Source organism: Pseudomonas sp. R25(2017) (assembly GCF_002112565.1).
Taxonomy (GTDB): Bacteria; Pseudomonadota; Gammaproteobacteria; order Pseudomonadales; family Pseudomonadaceae; genus Aquipseudomonas; species Aquipseudomonas ekonensis.
On sequence record NZ_NEHZ01000003.1, the window covers coordinates 75,732 to 93,639 of the forward strand.

14 protein-coding genes are annotated in these 17,908 nt (G+C 62.6%); 11 read left to right on the plus strand and 3 right to left on the minus strand.

What is annotated here, in order from left to right; translation table 11 throughout:
• Positions 1 to 62: 62 nt before the first annotated feature.
• Complete coding sequence (recN, locus tag CAG31_RS04820) at positions 63 to 1,736, minus strand: DNA repair protein RecN (RefSeq protein WP_085578414.1); 1,674 nt, start codon at positions 1,734 to 1,736, stop codon at positions 63 to 65.
• Between the two features lie 240 nt (positions 1,737 to 1,976).
• Here recN and grpE point away from each other — a divergent pair, with 240 nt between their 5' ends.
• The 5 genes from grpE to CAG31_RS04845 all read left to right on the plus strand — a co-directional run bounded on the left by grpE (position 1,977) and on the right by CAG31_RS04845 (position 7,618).
• Positions 1,977 to 2,543, plus strand: coding sequence for a nucleotide exchange factor GrpE (grpE, locus tag CAG31_RS04825; protein ID WP_085578416.1), 567 nt, complete (start codon positions 1,977 to 1,979; stop codon positions 2,541 to 2,543).
• Positions 2,544 to 2,645: 102 nt separating this feature from the next.
• Positions 2,646 to 4,562 carry a molecular chaperone DnaK gene (gene dnaK / locus CAG31_RS04830; protein WP_085578418.1) on the plus strand — a complete coding sequence of 639 codons (1,917 nt, stop codon included), beginning with the start codon at positions 2,646 to 2,648 and terminating at the stop codon, positions 4,560 to 4,562.
• Positions 4,563 to 4,860: 298 nt separating this feature from the next.
• On the plus strand, positions 4,861 to 5,985 hold the full coding sequence (gene dnaJ / locus CAG31_RS04835) for a molecular chaperone DnaJ (protein ID WP_085578420.1): 1,125 nt from the start codon (positions 4,861 to 4,863) through the stop codon (positions 5,983 to 5,985).
• A 9-nt stretch (positions 5,986 to 5,994) separates the two neighbouring features.
• Positions 5,995 to 6,801 carry a 4-hydroxy-tetrahydrodipicolinate reductase gene (gene dapB / locus CAG31_RS04840; RefSeq protein WP_085578422.1) on the plus strand — a complete coding sequence of 269 codons (807 nt, stop codon included), beginning with the start codon at positions 5,995 to 5,997 and terminating at the stop codon, positions 6,799 to 6,801.
• A gap of 70 nt (positions 6,802 to 6,871) precedes the next feature.
• A complete protein-coding gene (locus CAG31_RS04845) occupies positions 6,872 to 7,618 on the plus strand; it encodes a PmeII family type II restriction endonuclease (RefSeq protein ID WP_256575499.1) in 747 nt (248 codons plus the stop codon).
• A 37-nt stretch (positions 7,619 to 7,655) separates the two neighbouring features.
• On the opposite strand, the gene CAG31_RS04850 is transcribed toward CAG31_RS04845, so the two are convergent.
• On the minus strand, positions 7,656 to 9,071 hold the full coding sequence (locus tag CAG31_RS04850; protein WP_085578424.1) for a DNA cytosine methyltransferase: 1,416 nt from the start codon (positions 9,069 to 9,071) through the stop codon (positions 7,656 to 7,658).
• Between the two features lie 289 nt (positions 9,072 to 9,360).
• On the opposite strand from CAG31_RS04850, the gene carA reads away from it, so the two are divergent.
• From carA to CAG31_RS04870, 4 genes are all read left to right on the plus strand, one after another.
• Positions 9,361 to 10,497 carry a glutamine-hydrolyzing carbamoyl-phosphate synthase small subunit gene (gene carA / locus CAG31_RS04855; protein WP_085578426.1) on the plus strand — a complete coding sequence of 379 codons (1,137 nt, stop codon included), beginning with the start codon at positions 9,361 to 9,363 and terminating at the stop codon, positions 10,495 to 10,497.
• Positions 10,498 to 10,622: 125 nt separating this feature from the next.
• Positions 10,623 to 13,844 (plus strand): carbamoyl-phosphate synthase large subunit, encoded by a 3,222-nt coding sequence (carB, locus tag CAG31_RS04860; RefSeq protein ID WP_085578428.1) that lies wholly within the window; start codon positions 10,623 to 10,625, stop codon positions 13,842 to 13,844.
• Positions 13,841 to 14,317, plus strand: a complete 477-nt coding sequence (gene greA, locus CAG31_RS04865) for a transcription elongation factor GreA (protein WP_085578431.1) — start codon at positions 13,841 to 13,843, stop codon at positions 14,315 to 14,317. Before carB ends, greA begins: the two co-directional genes overlap by 4 nt.
• Positions 14,295 to 14,744, plus strand: a complete 450-nt coding sequence (locus tag CAG31_RS04870) for an MFS transporter (RefSeq protein ID WP_085578433.1) — start codon at positions 14,295 to 14,297, stop codon at positions 14,742 to 14,744. Before greA ends, CAG31_RS04870 begins: the two co-directional genes overlap by 23 nt.
• Before the next feature lie 12 nt (positions 14,745 to 14,756).
• On the opposite strand, the gene yhbY is transcribed toward CAG31_RS04870, so the two are convergent.
• The gene (yhbY, locus tag CAG31_RS04875; protein ID WP_085578435.1) at positions 14,757 to 15,065 is read right to left on the minus strand and encodes a ribosome assembly RNA-binding protein YhbY; all 309 of its coding nucleotides are present in this window, start codon (positions 15,063 to 15,065) and stop codon (positions 14,757 to 14,759) included.
• A gap of 102 nt (positions 15,066 to 15,167) precedes the next feature.
• Here yhbY and rlmE point away from each other — a divergent pair, with 102 nt between their 5' ends.
• Both rlmE and ftsH read left to right on the plus strand, forming a co-directional pair.
• The gene (gene rlmE, locus CAG31_RS04880) at positions 15,168 to 15,791 is read left to right on the plus strand and encodes a 23S rRNA (uridine(2552)-2'-O)-methyltransferase RlmE (RefSeq protein WP_085578437.1); all 624 of its coding nucleotides are present in this window, start codon (positions 15,168 to 15,170) and stop codon (positions 15,789 to 15,791) included.
• A gap of 212 nt (positions 15,792 to 16,003) precedes the next feature.
• Positions 16,004 to 17,908: an ATP-dependent zinc metalloprotease FtsH gene (gene ftsH, locus CAG31_RS04885; protein WP_085578439.1), complete on the plus strand. Its 1,905-nt coding sequence runs from the start codon at positions 16,004 to 16,006 to the stop codon at positions 17,906 to 17,908.

Genomic DNA, 17,908 nt, shown 5'->3' on the forward strand with positions numbered 1-17,908 from the left:
GCGTCAGGTTCGCGAAACGAACGAAGGCGACCCGAGGGTCGCCTTCGTGCTTTGTGCAGGGGTCAGGCCTTTGCGGCGACGACCATCTTTTTGGCGTGCGCCAAGGATTCCTTGGTCAGGTCGATGCCGCCGAGCATCCGCGCCACCTCTTCTATGCGGTCGTTCTTGCCCAGCCGGGACACGGCCGTGTGGGTGGCCTGTTCGCCACGCACCTTGTGCACGAACAGGTGCTGGTGACCTTGGGCCGCCACCTGCGGTAGGTGGGTCACGGTCAGCACTTGGCCCCGTTCGCCGAGGCGCCGCAGCAACTGGCCGACAATCTCTGCCGTCGGCCCGCCGATCCCCACGTCCACTTCGTCGAACACCAGCGTCGGCACGCGGGAGGTCTGGGCGGTGATGACCTGGATCGCCAGGCTGATCCGGGACAGTTCGCCGCCGGACGCCACTTTGGCCAACGCCTTGAGCGGTTGGCCGGGGTTCGCGCTGACCAGCAGTTCCACGTGTTCCAGGCCGTTGGGCTGCAGCTCGTCGCTGTCGTTGGGGCGAAGCTCGATGGTGAAGCGGCCGCCCGGCATGCCCAGGCGTTGAATCTCCTGCTCCACCGCGCCGGCCAGGCTGCCGGCGGCCTGATGCCGCAAGTCACTCAGCTCCCGGGCCTTCTCCTGATAATGACGGGCGAAAGCGTTGAGCTCCTCGCCCAGCCGCTCGATGGATTCGTCATTGGCGTTCAGGGTTTCGATTTCGTCCAGCAGCCTCTGCTGCAGTTCGGCGACCTCGGTGGGTTGGATCCGGTGTTTGCGCGCCAGGGTATAGATGGTGTCCAAACGTTCTTCCAGATACTGCAGGCGTGCCGGATCGGCGTCGAAGTTGTCGAGGAACCGGTTGAGTTCGCCCACGGCCTCTTCGACCTGGATCTGCGCGCTGGTCAGCAGGCTGCTGGCCTCGTTCAGGGCGCCGATGGTGCTGTTGACGCTGGTCAGGCGATTGAGGCAAGCGGTCAGGGCGCTCAGCACGTTGCCGGAATCGCTTTCGCTGCAATGGTCAACCACTTGTCGGCAAATGCCGAGCAGGGCCTCAGCGTTGGTCAGGTTCTTGTGTTCCTGCTCCAGTTCCTCCAGCTCGTTTTCGCCGAGTCCGAGGTTTTCCAGCTCTTCGAGCTGATAGCTGAGCAATTGGTGGCGTGCGCGCTGCTCGTCGCCGGAATTGGAGAGACGCTCCAGTTCCTGGCGGGTCTGGCGCCAACGCTGGGCGGCCAACTGCACCTGGCGGGCGAGGTCGGTGGCGCCGGCGTATTCGTCGAGCAGGCGTCTGTGGGTGTCGGTCTTGAGCAGCGATTGGTGTTCGTGCTGGCTGTGGATGTCGATCAGCAGTTCGCCGAGGGCCTTGAGGTCGCCCAAGGGGCAGGGGGTGCCGTTGATGTAGCCGCGGGAGCGGCCCTCGCTGGTGATGACCCGGCGCAGGATGCACGGGCCGTCGGTTTCCAGGTCCCGTTCGGCCAGCCAGGCGCCGGCCTCGGGGATGTCGCCCAGGTCGAAGGTCGCCAGGATGTCGGCCTTGTCGGCGCCGGGGCGCACCACGCCGCTGTCGGCGCGGTCGCCGAGGGTCAGGCCCAGGGCGTCGAGCATGATCGACTTGCCGGCGCCGGTTTCGCCGGTGATCACGCTCATCCCGCGATCCAGCTCGAGATCGAGGTGTTCGACGATGGCGTAGTTGTGTACGGACAGGTGCACCAGCATGTGGGCCGCTCCCAGGCTTGAGGTCTGGTTATTTATACAGTGTTTTGTTTTGGGCTGACAATGCCTTCCCTTAGCTCGATTGGCTTGGATGCGATCGGCGGTTATCGCGTGCGGGAATGACAATGCGGCACTTTTTTGTAGGGTTAATCGCGCCAGGCCCTTGAAGCCTGATTTTGCGGCCCCATATACCGGGGCAGAAGCGCGGGTAGAGCCCGCGGACGATATTGAAAGGAGAATTCTATGGCTGACGAACAGACAGTGGATACGCAAAATCCAGAAGCCAATCAGGCGCCCGAAGCGTCGGGCGATGACCTGGCGACCCGTGTGCAAGTGCTCGAAGAGCAACTGGCCGCCGCGCAGGATCAATCTCTGCGCGTAGCCGCCGATCTGCAGAACGTCCGCCGCCGTGCCGAGCAGGACGTCGAGAAGGCGCACAAGTTCGCGCTGGAGAAGTTCGCCGGCGACCTGCTGCCGATCGTCGACAGCCTGGAGCGCGGCCTCGAGCTGTCGAGCCCGGACGACGAAAGCATCCGTCCGATGCGCGAAGGCATCGAACTGACCCTGAAGATGTTCCACGACACCCTCAAGCGCTACCAGCTCGAAGCGATCGACCCGCATGGCGAACCGTTCAACGCCGTTCACCATCAGGCGATGGCCATGCAGGAGAGCGACGATGTCGAGCCGAACAGCGTCCTGAAAGTGTTCCAGAAGGGCTACCAGCTCAACGGCCGCCTGCTGCGTCCGGCGATGGTCGTGGTCAGCAAGGCGCCGGCGCCGATTTCGCCTTCGATCGACGAGAAGGCTTGAAATCTGCCGTAAGGCCCCCATTTAGAAGTCAAGCGTTTAAGTGCTACCGCAGTTGGCCAAGACCGCTGCGGCAACCAAATCCAAAGTTTCGGGAGAGTGAACATGGGCAAAATTATCGGTATCGACCTGGGGACTACCAACTCCTGCGTCTCCGTGCTGGAAAACGGCAAGGCCAAAGTGATTGAGAACGCCGAAGGCGCGCGCACCACGCCTTCGATCATCGCTTACGCCAACGACGGCGAAATCCTGGTCGGCCAGTCCGCCAAGCGTCAGGCGGTGACCAACCCGCACAACACACTGTTCGCGGTGAAGCGTCTGATCGGTCGTCGTTTCGACGAAGAAGTCGTGCAGAAAGACATCAAGCTGGTGCCTTACAAAATCGTCAAGGCCAGCAACGGTGATGCATGGGTCGAGGCCGCCGACAAGCAAATGGCTCCGCCGCAAATCAGCGCCGAAGTCCTGAAAAAGATGAAGAAGACCGCCGAAGACTATCTGGGCGAAGCGGTTACCGAAGCGGTCATCACCGTTCCGGCCTACTTCAACGACAGCCAGCGTCAGGCCACCAAGGACGCCGGTCGCATCGCCGGTCTGGACGTCAAGCGCATCATCAACGAACCGACTGCCGCTGCGCTGGCCTACGGTATGGACAAGGCCAAGGGCGATCACACAGTCATCGTTTATGACCTGGGTGGCGGTACTTTCGACGTGTCGGTCATCGAGATCGCCGAAGTCGACGGTGAGCACCAGTTCGAAGTATTGGCCACCAACGGCGATACGTTCCTGGGTGGTGAAGACTTCGACATGCGCCTGATCGACTACCTCGTCGACGAGTTCAAGAAAGAGTCGGGCATGGATCTGAAGAACGATCCGCTGGCGCTGCAGCGTCTGAAAGAAGCCGCCGAGAAGGCCAAGATCGAGCTGTCTTCTTCTCAGTCGACCGACGTCAACCTGCCGTACATCACTGCAGACGCGTCCGGTCCGAAGCACATGAACGTGAAGATCTCCCGTGCCAAGCTGGAATCGCTGGTCGAAGATCTGGTGAACCGTACCATCGAGCCATGCCGCATCGCCCTGAAAGATGCCGGCATCGACGCCAGCCAGATCAACGACGTGATCCTGGTCGGTGGCCAGACCCGTATGCCGCTGGTGCAGAAGGCAGTGACCGATTTCTTCGGTAAAGAAGCACGTAAAGACGTCAACCCTGACGAAGCTGTTGCCATGGGTGCTGCGATCCAGGGCGCCGTTCTGGCCGGTGACGTGAAAGACGTCCTGCTGCTCGACGTCAGCCCGCTGACCCTGGGCATCGAGACCATGGGCGGCGTGATGACCGCGCTGATCGAGAAGAACACCACGATTCCGACCAAGAAATCGCAAGTGTTCTCGACCGCCGACGACAACCAGGGCGCCGTGACCATTCACGTCCTGCAGGGCGAGCGCAAGCAAGCCGCACAGAACAAGTCCTTGGGCAAGTTCGACCTGGCCGACATTCCGCCGGCTCCGCGCGGCGTGCCTCAGATCGAAGTGACCTTCGACATCGACGCCAACGGCATCCTGCACGTCGGCGCGAAAGACAAGGCCACCGGCAAGACCCAGTCGATCGTGATCAAGGCCAACTCCGGCCTGTCCGACGAAGAGATCGAGCGCATGGTGCGTGACGCCGAGGCCAACGCCGAGGAAGACCGCAAGTTCGAAGAGCTGGCCGCTGCCCGTAACCAGGGTGACGCACTGGTTCACTCGACCCGCAAGATGATTGCCGACGCGGGCGACAAGGTCACCGCCGAAGAGAAGACTGCGATCGAAGCGGCTGTGGTTGCCCTGGAAGCCGCCGTCAAGGGCGACGACAAGGCTGCCATCGACGCGAAGGTCGAAGAGCTGTCCAAGGTCTCCGCTCCGGTTGCCCAGAAGATGTACGCCGAACAGGCCCAGCCTGCCGAAGGCGCGGCACCGCACGACGAGAAAGCCGAAAAGGCTGACGATGTCGTCGATGCCGAGTTCGAAGAAGTCAAAGACCACAAGTAAGTTGTTGGTCGGCCGGTTGACTGCCGTTGGGCGGTGACTGGTAGGATGTCGCCGCGCGGGAGCTTGCTCCCGCGTTGGCGTATCTGGAATACGCGAATTTTTACAGCATGCGACAACGTTCGGATGCTGGCGGCATGGCCGGAAATGCTCCTGCTTTTCGCGCCGCAAGTGCCGCATCGGATCAAAGACCAGGATCGTTGAAATTGACGTGAGTTGGGTCCGGGCCTGTTTGGGGGCTCAACGAGTTCGGCGAAGCTCAGGAGGGGTTTGCCGAACGTCCTTAAGAGTGCGAAGACTTATGGCAAAGCGTGACTATTACGAAGTGTTGGGTGTGGAGCGCGGCTCAAGCGAAGCCGAGCTGAAGAAGGCTTACCGCCGCCTGGCGATGAAGCATCACCCGGACCGTAATCCTGATGACAAGGCGTCGGAAGAACTGTTCAAGGAGGCCAACGAGGCCTACGAAGTGCTGTCCGACTCCAGCAAGCGCGCCGCCTACGACCAGTACGGCCACGCCGGCGTCGACCCGAGCATGGGCGGCGGCGGTGCTGGCTTCGGCGGCCAGAACTTCTCCGACATCTTCGGCGACGTGTTCAGCGACTTCTTCGGCGGCGGCCGCGGCGGTTCCCGCGGCGGCGCACAGCGCGGCAGCGACCTGCGCTACACCCTGGAGCTGAACCTGGAAGAGGCGGTGCGCGGCACGACCGTGAACATCCGCGTTCCGACGCTGGTGAACTGCAAGCCGTGCGACGGCTCGGGCGCCAAGAAGGGTTCCTCGCCGTCCACGTGCCCGACCTGCGGCGGCATCGGCCAGGTGCGCATGCAGCAGGGCTTCTTCTCGGTGCAGCAGACCTGCCCGCGCTGCCATGGCCAGGGCAAGATCATCACCGACCCGTGCGACTCCTGCCACGGCGAAGGCCGTGTCGAAGAGTACAAGACCCTGTCGGTGAAAGTGCCGGCCGGCGTCGACACCGGCGACCGCATCCGTCTGTCCGGCGAGGGTGAGGCGGGCACCCAGGGCGGGCCGACCGGCGATCTCTACGTGGTGATCAACGTGCGCGAGCACGCGATCTTCCAGCGCGACGGCAAGCACCTGTTCTGCGAAGTGCCGATCAGCTTCGTCGATGCGGCGCTGGGCGGCGAGCTGGAGATCCCGACCCTTGATGGCCGGGTCAAGCTGAAGATCCCGGAAGGCACCCAGACCGGCAAGCAGTTCCGCGTGCGCGGCAAGGGCGTGGCGCCGGTGCGCGGCGGCGGTGCGGGCGACCTGATGTGCCGGGTGGCGGTCGAGACGCCGGTCAACCTTGACCGTCGTCAGCGTGAGCTGCTGGAGGAGTTCCGCAGTTCGCTGGCGGGCGACAACAGCCATTCCCCGAAAACCGCCGGTTGGTTCGACGGCGTGAAACGCTTCTTCGGCGATCTGTAAGGAGTCGGCATGCGACGTATAGCTGTGATGGGCGCTGCCGGGCGCATGGGCAAGATCCTGGTCGAGGCGGTGCAGCAACGCGCACCGCTGACCGGCCTGACGGCCGCCATCGTTCGTCCCGGCAGCACGCTGATCGGGGTGGATGCCGGTGAGCTGGCTTCGCTGGGCCGCATCGGCGTGCCGCTGTCCGGCAACCTGGAGTCGGTGGCGCAGGAATTCGACGTGCTGATCGACTTCACGCTGCCGGAAGTGATGCTGAAGAACCTGGCGTTCTGCCGCAAGGCGGGCAAGGCCATGGTGATCGGCACCACCGGTCTGGATGCTGCCCAGAAGCAGATCCTGGCCGAGGCCGGTCGGGAGATCCCGATCGTGTTCGCCGCCAACTTCAGCGTCGGCGTCAACCTGTCCCTGAAGCTGCTCGACATGGCGGCGCGGGTGCTGGGCGACGAGGCGGACATCGAGATCATCGAGGCGCACCACCGGCACAAGATCGACGCGCCGTCGGGCACCGCGCTGCGCATGGGCGAAGTGATCGCCGATGCGCTGGACCGCGATCTGCAGAAGGTGGCGGTGTACGGCCGTGAAGGCCATACCGGCGCCCGCGAGCGCGAGACCATCGGTTTCGCCACCGTGCGCGGTGGCGATGTGGTGGGCGATCACACCGTGCTGTTCGCCTGTGAGGGCGAGCGTCTGGAGATCACCCACAAGGCCTCGAGCCGCATGACGTTCGCCAAGGGCGCGGTGCGCGCCGCACTCTGGCTGGATGCCCGCGAGCCCGGTCTGTACGACATGCAGGACGTGCTGGATCTGAAGTAAACAGCGGTCGTGGCAAAACGAGGGCGCTTAATGCGCCTTTGTTTTTGCCTGACATTCACTCGATAGGGATATGCGTTTGATGCAGCCATTGGATCTGGCCGATGTGGCCAAGTACGTCGAAGAAAACATCGGCACCTTTCACCAGAAGCGCCTGGACAGCCTGTCGCGTCTGAAGCTCAAGAGTGTGCTCAAGCGCAAGAATCCCTACATGTTCAAGGCCAAGGATGTGCAGACGGCCGAGCAGATCGTGCGGGGCATTCTGGATGCGCATGTTTCTTCCAACGAAGAAACGTTGTTCGGTGACTGGCTGGAAGGTCTGGCGATCTTCATCAACGGCAAGACCTTTGGCGGCTGGAAGTCCGCAGTTGCCGGCGTCGACCTGGAGTTCGACAAGGACGGCCGTCGGCACCTGGTCGCGATCAAGTCCGGCCCGAATTGGGGCAACAGTTCGCAAATCACTCAGATGCGCAGCAACTTCAAGACGGCGCAGCGCACATTGCGCACCAGTGACTCGGGATTGAGCATCGTTGCGGTCAATGGGTGTTGCTACGGGCGCGACAACAACCCGGACAAGGGGGACTACAGCAAGCTGTGCGGGCAACGCTTCTGGGAATTCATCTCGGGCGATCCCGACTTGTTCGTCGAGCTGATCGAGCCGCTGGGATACCGGGCGCAGGAGCGCAATGCCGAGTTCCAGGTTTCGTATGCGCAGATGGTCAACAAGTTTACCCGCGAATTCACGAATGAATTCTGCGACGAAGCGGGTGCGATTCAGTGGTCGCGGCTGGTGCGTCTCAACTCGTCGGCCGATGAATGATGTCTGAGGGGGCCTGAAGCCCCCTTTCAATATCCTCTCAGGCCAGTTCCAGGTTGAGCTGGTGTTTCTGCTTCTGCTGTTCGAACAGATTCAGCCACTCTGTGTGGGATGTGGCCTGGTAGCGCGAAAACGGGAAGTTCTGCGGAGGGGTGGTGTCAGTGCCGGCCAGCAGTTCGCGGATCAACTTGCCGACCGCATGGCCGAGGCTCACCGGCACGGCGTTGCCGACCTGCTTGTATTGCTCGATCAGCGGGCCCGCCAACTGCCAGTCGTCCGGAAACTCCTGGATGCGTTTGTACTCCTGGATCGACAGCGGACGGTCTTCCTCGGGGTGGGCCAGGTCGGTGGCCGGCATGGCCGGATGGGTCACCAGGGTCGGGGACGGCTTGTCCCAATGCAGGCGTCGCAGGAAACCGGTTTTGCCGCCGCCGGAAAAGTACGATTTGCCGAGGGCTTCCTGTTGCAGCTCTGGCGTCAGGCTGCGCCAGTTCTGTCCGGCCTTGAGCATGCGGTAGTACTTGAGGCGTTTTTCCGGGAAGTTCAGGTGCGTGTGCTGGCCGATGCCCTGCAGGGCGCCGCGCAGTTTGTTCCAGACCGGCAGGCCGTGGGAGCCGTCCTCGGAATGCGTAGGCGTCAGGAAAGGCGCTTCCTTGCCGTCGCGGGAGCAGATGATGATCACCCGCTCGCGGATCTGCGGCGTGCCGAAGTTGGCCGAGTTGTAGAGGTTGAACGTGCAGGTGTAGCCCGCCCGCTTGAGCACGCTGATGACGAAGTTCAGCGCGCCGCCCTTCATTTCGTCGAGGGACAGGTCCGGGAACTCGCTGCCGCGCTGGTTGTGCGGACGGTGATCCATCGGGCACGACAGCAGGCCGCGCACGTTCTCGATGACGATGAAGCGCGGGCGGATCTCCAGGGCGAGGTCGATGTACTTGAGGAAGGCGTTGCCGCGGTCGTCATTGAACGCCTTGCGCTTGCCGGCGGTGCTGAAGGCCTGGCAGGGCGGGCCGCCGACGATCAGGTCGACGTCTTCGGCGCGCACCTGGGCGGCCTCCAGGATCCGCTCGGCGGTGCAGTCGTTGATGTCGCCGAGCAGGGCCGTGTTGGGGCGGTTCAGGGCGATGGTCTGGCGGCAGTGCTTGTTCGACTCGCACGCCAGGCGGATGTCGAAGCCGGCCTTTTCCAGGCCCAGGTCCAGGCCCATGGCGCCGGAGAAGAAGCTCAGGGCGATCGGTTTGCGTGAGTCGGACGACGTCTGGACGGCGTAGGCAGGGTGGTCTTGTGCGATCATGTGTGCGGTTCGAAGGCCGTAGTTTTTCAGGCTGGCTTGCTCGACGATCCAGGTGTTGCCGATCTTCTCGGACTGGAGTTCGCCGGAGCGGCATAGGGTTCTGACCCGTTGCGTACTGATGTTCAGCAGTACGGCGGCGTCGGCGATGCTGAGATGGGTACTCATTGCGGGTTTCATTCCCGAAACTTTACATGGGTACCCATTCTAGAGAGGGGCGAAAGGGTGTCAACCGCAAGGCCGGCTTAATCTTAATTTGCCTTGCCTGGGTCCTGTCGAGTTTGTGCGCATCCTGCCCTTTCGATTTTGAAGGCATTCCTGTAAGCTACAGCTTTAGTGTGTCCACTAAAAGCGCGCAGAATAATTCAGTGAAGAAGCGGGGTGACGTGTCCATACGTCACTCCGCTTTTTTACAACCTGCGATTGCCCCTTCATGCGTTATTTACGGGAGGTCTTCTTGACTAAGCCAGCCATACTCGCCCTTGCTGATGGCAGCATTTTTCGCGGCGAAGCCATTGGAGCCGACGGTCAGACCGTTGGTGAGGTGGTGTTCAACACCGCAATGACCGGCTATCAGGAAATCCTTACCGATCCTTCCTACGCCCAGCAGATCGTTACCCTGACCTACCCGCACATCGGCAACACCGGCACCACGCCGGAAGACGCCGAGTCCAACCGCGTATGGTCGGCCGGCCTGGTCATTCGCGACCTGCCGCTGGTGGCGAGCAACTGGCGCAACACGATGTCCCTTTCCGACTACCTGAAGGCCAACAACGTCGTGGCCATCGCCGGTATCGACACCCGTCGCCTGACCCGCATCCTGCGTGAGAAAGGCGCGCAGAACGGCTGCATCATGGCCGGCGACAACATTTCCGAAGAAGCCGCCATCGCCGCCGCGCAAGGCTTCCCGGGCCTGAAGGGCATGGATCTGGCCAAGGTCGTCAGCACCAAGACCCAATACGAATGGCGCTCCACTGTCTGGGACCTGAAGACCGACAGCCACGCCACCCTCGAAGCCTCCGAGCTGCCTTACCACGTCGTCGCCTACGACTACGGCGTCAAGGTCAACATCCTGCGCATGCTGGTCGAGCGCGGCTGCCGCGTCACCGTGGTGCCGGCCCAGACCCCGGCCGCCGACGTGCTGGCCCTCAAGCCGGACGGCGTGTTCCTGTCCAACGGCCCTGGCGATCCGGAGCCGTGCGACTACGCGATCCAGGCGATCAAGGATGTGCTGGAAACCGAGATCCCGGTGTTCGGCATCTGCCTCGGCCACCAACTGCTGGCCCTGGCCTCCGGCGCCAAGACCCTGAAGATGGGGCACGGCCACCACGGCGCGAACCACCCGGTGCAGGACCTGGACACCGGTGTCGTGATGATCACCAGCCAGAACCACGGTTTCGCGGTAGACGAAGCGACCCTGCCGGCCAACGTCCGTGCGATCCACAAATCGCTGTTCGACGGCACCCTGCAAGGCATCGAGCGCACGGACAAGAGCGCGTTCAGCTTCCAGGGCCACCCTGAAGCGAGCCCGGGCCCGAACGACGTGGCGCCACTGTTCGACCGCTTCATCAACGAGATGGCCAAGCGACGCTGAGCGTTGCCTTGAGACTGTAGCGAGAAGCCCTTCGAGGGCGGCCCCGCGACCGGCGGCCCCCTCGATACTTCAGAAATCGATCAGGACGGCTTGCCGACTGACCTGCGGATTTGAGTGACAAACCCATGCCAAAACGTACAGACATTAAAAGCATCCTGATTCTCGGCGCCGGCCCGATCGTGATCGGCCAGGCCTGCGAATTCGACTACTCCGGCGCCCAGGCCTGCAAGGCCCTGCGCGAAGAGGGTTACCGCGTCATCCTGGTGAACTCCAACCCGGCCACCATCATGACCGACCCGGCCATGGCCGACGCCACCTACATCGAGCCGATCAAGTGGCAGACCGTCGCCAAGATCATCGAGAAAGAGCGTCCGGACGCGCTGCTGCCGACCATGGGTGGCCAGACCGCGCTGAACTGCGCCCTGGACCTGGAGCGCGAAGGCGTACTGGAAAAGTTCGGCGTGGAAATGATCGGCGCCAACGCCGACACCATCGACAAGGCCGAAGACCGCTCGCGCTTCGACAAGGCCATGAAGGCCATCGGCCTGGAATGCCCGCGCTCCGGCATCGCCCACAGCATGGAAGAAGCAAATGCGGTGCTTGAGCGCCTGGGCTTCCCGTGCATCATCCGTCCGTCCTTCACCATGGGCGGCACCGGCGGCGGCATCGCCTACAACCGTGAAGAGTTCGAAGAGATCTGCGCCCGCGGCCTGGACCTGTCGCCGACCAAGGAACTGCTGATCGACGAATCCCTGATCGGCTGGAAAGAATATGAGATGGAAGTTGTCCGCGACAAAAAGGACAACTGCATCATCGTCTGCTCGATCGAGAACTTCGACCCGATGGGCGTGCACACCGGCGACTCGATCACCGTGGCCCCGGCCCAGACCCTGACCGACAAGGAATACCAGATCCTGCGCAATGCCTCCCTGGCGGTGCTGCGTGAGATCGGCGTCGAGACCGGCGGCTCCAACGTGCAGTTCGGCATCTGCCCGAACACCGGCCGCATGGTCGTGATCGAGATGAACCCGCGGGTGTCCCGTTCGTCGGCCCTGGCCTCGAAGGCCACCGGTTTCCCGATCGCCAAGGTCGCCGCGAAACTGGCCGTCGGCTACACCCTCGACGAGCTGTCGAACGACATCACCGGCGGCAAGACCCCGGCGTCCTTCGAGCCGTCCATCGACTACGTCGTCACCAAGCTGCCACGCTTCGCCTTCGAGAAGTTCGCCAAGGCCGACGCACGCCTGACCACCCAGATGAAATCGGTGGGTGAAGTCATGGCCATCGGCCGTACCTTCCAGGAATCCCTGCAGAAAGCCCTGCGCGGCCTGGAAGTGGGCGTCTGCGGCCTGGACGAGAAGCTCGACCTGAGCAACCCGGAAAGCATGAGTGTCCTCAAGCGCGAACTGACCGTGCCGGGCGCCGAGCGCATCTGGTACGTGGCGGACGCGTTCCGTGCCGGCCTGACCGTCGAAGACATCTTCGGCATGAACATGATCGACCCATGGTTCCTGGTGCAGATCGAGGACCTGGTCAAGGAAGAAGAGAAGGTCAAGACCCTCGGTCTGTCGGCCATCGACCGCGATCTGATGTTCCGCCTCAAGCGCAAGGGCTTCTCCGACCAGCGTCTGGCCAAGCTGTTGGGCGTCACCGAGAAGAACCTGCGCACCCACCGCCAGAAGCTGGAAGTGTTCCCGGTCTACAAGCGCGTCGACACCTGCGCCGCCGAGTTCGCCACCGACACCGCCTACCTGTACTCCACCTACGAGGAAGAGTGCGAAGCGGCGCCGTCCGGCCGCGACAAGATCATCATCCTCGGTGGCGGCCCGAACCGCATCGGCCAGGGCATCGAGTTCGACTACTGCTGCGTGCACGCGGCACTGGCGCTGCGCGATGACGGCTACGAGACCATCATGGTCAACTGCAACCCGGAAACCGTCTCCACCGACTACGACACCTCCGACCGCCTGTACTTCGAGCCGGTGACCCTGGAAGACGTGCTGGAAATCGTCCGCGTCGAGAAGCCGAAAGGCGTGATCGTCCAGTACGGCGGCCAGACTCCGCTGAAACTGGCCCGTGCCCTCGAAGCGGCCGGCGTGCCGATCATCGGCACCAGCCCTGACGCCATCGACCGCGCCGAAGACCGCGAGCGCTTCCAGCAGATGGTCGAGCGCCTGAACCTGCGTCAGCCGCCGAACGCCACCGTGCGCAGCGAAGACGAAGCCGTCCGCGCCGCCGCCAAGATCGGCTACCCGCTGGTGGTGCGTCCGTCCTACGTGCTGGGCGGCCGGGCGATGGAAATCGTCTACAAGGAAGAAGAGCTCAAGCGTTACCTGCGCGAAGCGGTGCAGGTGTCCAATGACAGCCCGGTGCTGCTGGATCACTTCCTCAACTGCGCCATCGAGATGGACGTGGATGCGGTCAGCGACGGCAAGGACGTGGTGATCGGCGCGATCATGCAGCACATCGAGCAGGCCGGCGTTCACTCCGGTGACTCCGCATGCTCGCTGCCGCCGTACTCGCTGCCGGCGCACATCCAGGACGAGATGCGCGAACAGGTCAAGAAAATGGCCCTGGAACTGGGCGTGGTCGGTCTGATGAACGTGCAGCTGGCGCTGCAGGGCGAAGACATCTACGTCATCGAAGTCAACCCGCGCGCGTCCCGTACCGTGCCGTTCGTGTCCAAGTGCATCGGCGTTTCCCTGGCGATGATCGCGGCCCGCGTAATGGCCGGCAAAACGCTGAAAGAACTGGGTTTCACCAAGGAAATCATCCCGAACTTCTACAGCGTGAAAGAGGCGGTGTTCCCGTTCGCCAAGTTCCCTGGCGTCGACCCGATCCTCGGCCCAGAAATGAAGTCCACCGGTGAAGTGATGGGCGTCGGCGACACCTTCGGCGAAGCGTTCGCCAAGGCCCAGATGGGCGCCAGCGAAGTGCTGCCGACCGGCGGCACCGCATTCATCAGCGTCCGCGACGACGACAAGCCGCTGGTGGCGGGCGTGGCCCGTGACCTGATCGGCCTGGGCTTCGAAGTGGTGGCCACCGCCGGCACAGCCAAGGTGATCGAGGCCGCAGGTCTGAAGGTACGCCGCGTGAACAAGGTGACCGAAGGTCGTCCGCACGTGGTCGACATGATCAAGAACGACGAAGTCACCCTGATCATCAACACCACCGAGGGTCGGCAGTCGATCGCTGATTCCTACTCCATCCGCCGCAATGCCCTGCAGCACAAGATCTACTGCACCACTACCATTGCTGCGGGCGAAGCCATTTGCGAAGCGCTGAAGTTCGGTCCCGAGAAGACCGTGCGCCGCTTGCAGGATCTACACGCAGGATTGAAGGCATGAACAAATACCCAATGACCGTCCGGGGCGCGAAGGCCCTGGAGGAAGAGCACACGTTCCTGAGCAAGGTCGAGCGTCCGCGCTTGAGCCAGGCCATCGGCGAGGCCCGCGAGCTCGGTGACCTCAAGGAAAACGCCGAGTACCATGCCGCCCGCGAGGAGCAGGGCATGGTCGAGGCGCGGATCCGCGACATCGAAGGCCGTCTGCAGAACTCGGTGGTGATCGATGTCACCACCATCGCCCATACTGGCAAGGTGATTTTCGGCACCACCGTGGATCTGGAAAACACCGAGACCGGCGATCAGGTGACCTACCAGATCGTCGGCGAGGACGAAGCCGACATCAAGAAAGGCAGGCTTTCGGCGGCAGCGCCGATAGCCCGTGCGATCATCGGCAAGGAAGAAGGCGATACGGTCGTGGTCAAGACTCCGAGCGGCACGGTCGAGTACGAGATTGTCGAAGTCAAGCACATCTGACGCGATGTTCCGGGCGCCCACCCTTGAGGCCATCCTTTGGCAGCTGTCCCAGGTCTTCTGGGTCGGCGGCCTTTGGGTGTTTCATGTCGGATTGATTCCGGCGCTGAAGGTCAGCGGGCTGGCGCCGTTGCTGATCGACGACGTCGCGACGCAGATCGACCGTTGGTTGATCGGTGTGGCGGCGGTGGGAATGCTGGTTCAGCTGACGCTGCTGGCGAGGGTTGCCGGTGTCGCGGCATGGTGGCGGGTGTTCAGTGGCCGGGTGCTGCTGGTCGGCCTGGCCGCCTGCTTCGGCTATTACACGCTGCGCTACGGCGTGTCGGTCGATCAGCGCTGGCAGATGTACTGTTTCGTGGTGCTGGGGATCAGCGGCATCGTGCTGGTGGCCCAGTCCGTGCCGGTCAGGGTGCGCAAGCCGCACCGCTGACCGGGGCCACCGTCATTTGTAGCGGTGGATGTTCGACAGCTGCTTGTTCGGCTGCGGGTTCTTGCGGTACAGCAGCACCATCTTGCCGATGATCTGCACCTGCTCGGCGCGGCCGGCCTTGGCCAGCTCGTCCATGACGGCGCGACGGTCGTCGCGGTCTTCGAGCTTGACCTGCACCTTGATCAGTTCATGATCGGTCAACGCACGCTCCAGCTCGGCGAGAACACCTTCGGTCAGGCCGTTGCCGGCCACCATCAGAACCGGCTTCAGGTCGTGACCAATGGATTTGAATTGTTTCTTCTGCTCGTTGCTGAGCGGCATAATCTGACCCTTTCGTCTGGATTCTGTAAAAATGGCGGCCATTTTACCCGAGGGCTCGTGGATCCGCCCGATAAATCACGACCCTTATCATCGAGGTGCCCAATGGCGCGTTCCAAGACAAGCCTTGGTTGGCTGAAACGACATGTCAACGATCCTTATGTGAAACAAGCGCAGAAGGATGGTTACCGCTCGCGCGCGAGCTACAAGCTTCTGGAGGTCCAGGAGAAGTACAAGCTGATCCGTCCGGGCATGAGCGTGGTCGACCTGGGCGCCGCGCCCGGCGGCTGGTCGCAGGTCACTAGCCGGCTGATCGGCGGCCAGGGCCGGCTGATCGCCTCGGACATCCTGGAGATGGACAGCATCCCGGACGTGACCTTCGTCCACGGCGACTTCACCCAGGACGAAGTGCTCGCCCGCATTCTTGAAGCCGTAGGCAATTCGCAGGTGGATCTTGTGATTTCCGATATGGCCCCCAATATGAGTGGTACGCCTGCCGTGGACATGCCCAAGGCCATGTTCCTCTGTGAGCTGGCCCTTGATCTGGCGGCCCGGATCCTCAAGCCTGGCGGCAATTTCCTAATCAAGATTTTCCAGGGCGAGGGGTTCGATGCCTATCTGAAGGACACTCGTCAGAAATTCGACAAGGTCCAGATGATCAAACCGGACTCTTCCCGCGACAGTTCCCGCGAGCAATACCTGCTGGCTTGGGGCTATCGCGGCGAGTGAAAGGCGTCAGGCCGGGGCTTTCAGAGGCGTCCCATAGTTTTTTGCAATGGGACACGGAACCTGGCCTGGAACAACATCGTGTAGTCTAGGTTTCACAAAGGGTTACAGACGGCGCCTGCAGTCGTGCGGGTAATGTAGTAAGTTAAGCCGGTGATTATCATGCGAGGCACGGCTGCGCCTGGCCTGCTTCAGAGGGTAACGAATTGAACGATATGGCAAAGAACCTGATTTTGTGGTTGATCATCGCGGCGGTCCTCGTGACTGTGATGAACAACTTCTCCAGTCCGAACGAGCCGCAGACCCTCAACTATTCCGACTTCATCCAACAGGTCAAGGACGGCAAGGTCGAGCGCGTGGCCGTCGACGGCTATGTGATCACCGGCAAGCGCAATGACGGCGACAGCTTCAAGACCATTCGTCCGGCCATCCAGGACAACGGGCTGATCGGCGACCTGGTCGACAACCATGTGGTGATCGAAGGCAAGCAGCCTGAGCAGCAGAGCATCTGGACCCAGTTGCTGGTGGCCAGCTTCCCGATCCTGGTGATCATCGCGGTGTTCATGTTCTTCATGCGCCAGATGCAAGGCGGTGCCGGCGGTAAGGGCGGCCCGATGAGCTTCGGCAAGAGCAAGGCGCGCCTGCTTTCCGAGGATCAGGTGAAGACCACCCTGGCTGACGTCGCCGGCTGCGACGAAGCCAAGGAAGAAGTCGGCGAGCTCGTCGAGTTCCTCCGCGACCCGGGCAAGTTCCAGCGTCTGGGCGGTCGCATCCCTCGCGGCGTTCTGATGGTCGGCCCTCCGGGTACCGGTAAGACCCTGCTGGCCAAGGCGATCGCCGGCGAAGCCAAGGTGCCGTTCTTCACCATTTCCGGTTCCGACTTCGTCGAGATGTTCGTCGGTGTCGGTGCCAGCCGTGTTCGCGACATGTTCGAACAGGCCAAGAAGCACGCGCCGTGCATCATCTTCATCGACGAGATCGACGCCGTGGGTCGCCATCGTGGCGCCGGCATGGGCGGCGGTCATGACGAGCGCGAACAGACCCTCAACCAACTGTTGGTCGAGATGGATGGCTTCGAGATGAATGACGGCATCATCGTCATCGCCGCGACCAACCGTCCTGACGTGCTCGACCCGGCGCTGCTGCGTCCGGGGCGTTTCGACCGTCAGGTGGTGGTCGGCCTGCCGGACATCCGCGGCCGCGAGCAGATCCTCAAGGTGCACATGCGCAAGGTGCCGGTGGGCGACGATGTCGCTCCGGCCGTCATCGCCCGCGGTACTCCGGGCTTCTCCGGCGCCGACCTGGCCAACCTGGTCAACGAGGCCTCCCTGTTCGCGGCCCGCGCCGGCAAGCGCATCGTCGAGATGAAGGAATTCGAACTGGCAAAAGACAAGATCATGATGGGCGCCGAGCGCAAGACCATGGTCATGTCCGAGAAAGAGAAACAGAACACCGCTTACCACGAGGCCGGTCACGCCATCGTCGGTCGCGTCGTGCCAGAGCATGACCCGGTCTACAAGGTGTCGATCATCCCGCGTGGCCGTGCCCTGGGCGTGACCATGTTCCTGCCGGAAGAGGATCGTTACAGCCTGTCCAAGCGTGCGCTGATCAGCCAGATCTGCTCGCTGTACGGTGGTCGTATCGCCGAGGAGATGACCTTGGGCTTCGACGGCGTCACCACCGGTGCTTCCAACGACATCATGCGTGCAAGTCAGATCGCCCGGAACATGGTGACCAAGTGGGGCCTGTCGGAAAAACTCGGTCCGCTGATGTATGCCGAAGAAGAGGGCGAAGTGTTCCTCGGGCGCGGTGGTGGCGGTCAGAACGCGAGCTTCTCCGGCGAGACGGCCAAACTGATCGACTCCGAGGTGCGCAGCATCATCGACCAGTGCTACGGCACCGCCAAGCAGATCCTCACGGACAACCGTGACAAGCTCGACGCCATGGCCGATGCGCTGATGAAATACGAAACGATCGATGCCGAGCAGATCGACGACATCATGGCCGGACGCGAACCGCGCGAGCCTCGCGACTGGTCGGGCGGCACCGGTACGCCTCCGCCCGTGGTGCGGGATGAGCGTCCGGAAACTCCGATCGGCGGCCCGGCAGCTGACGTTTAA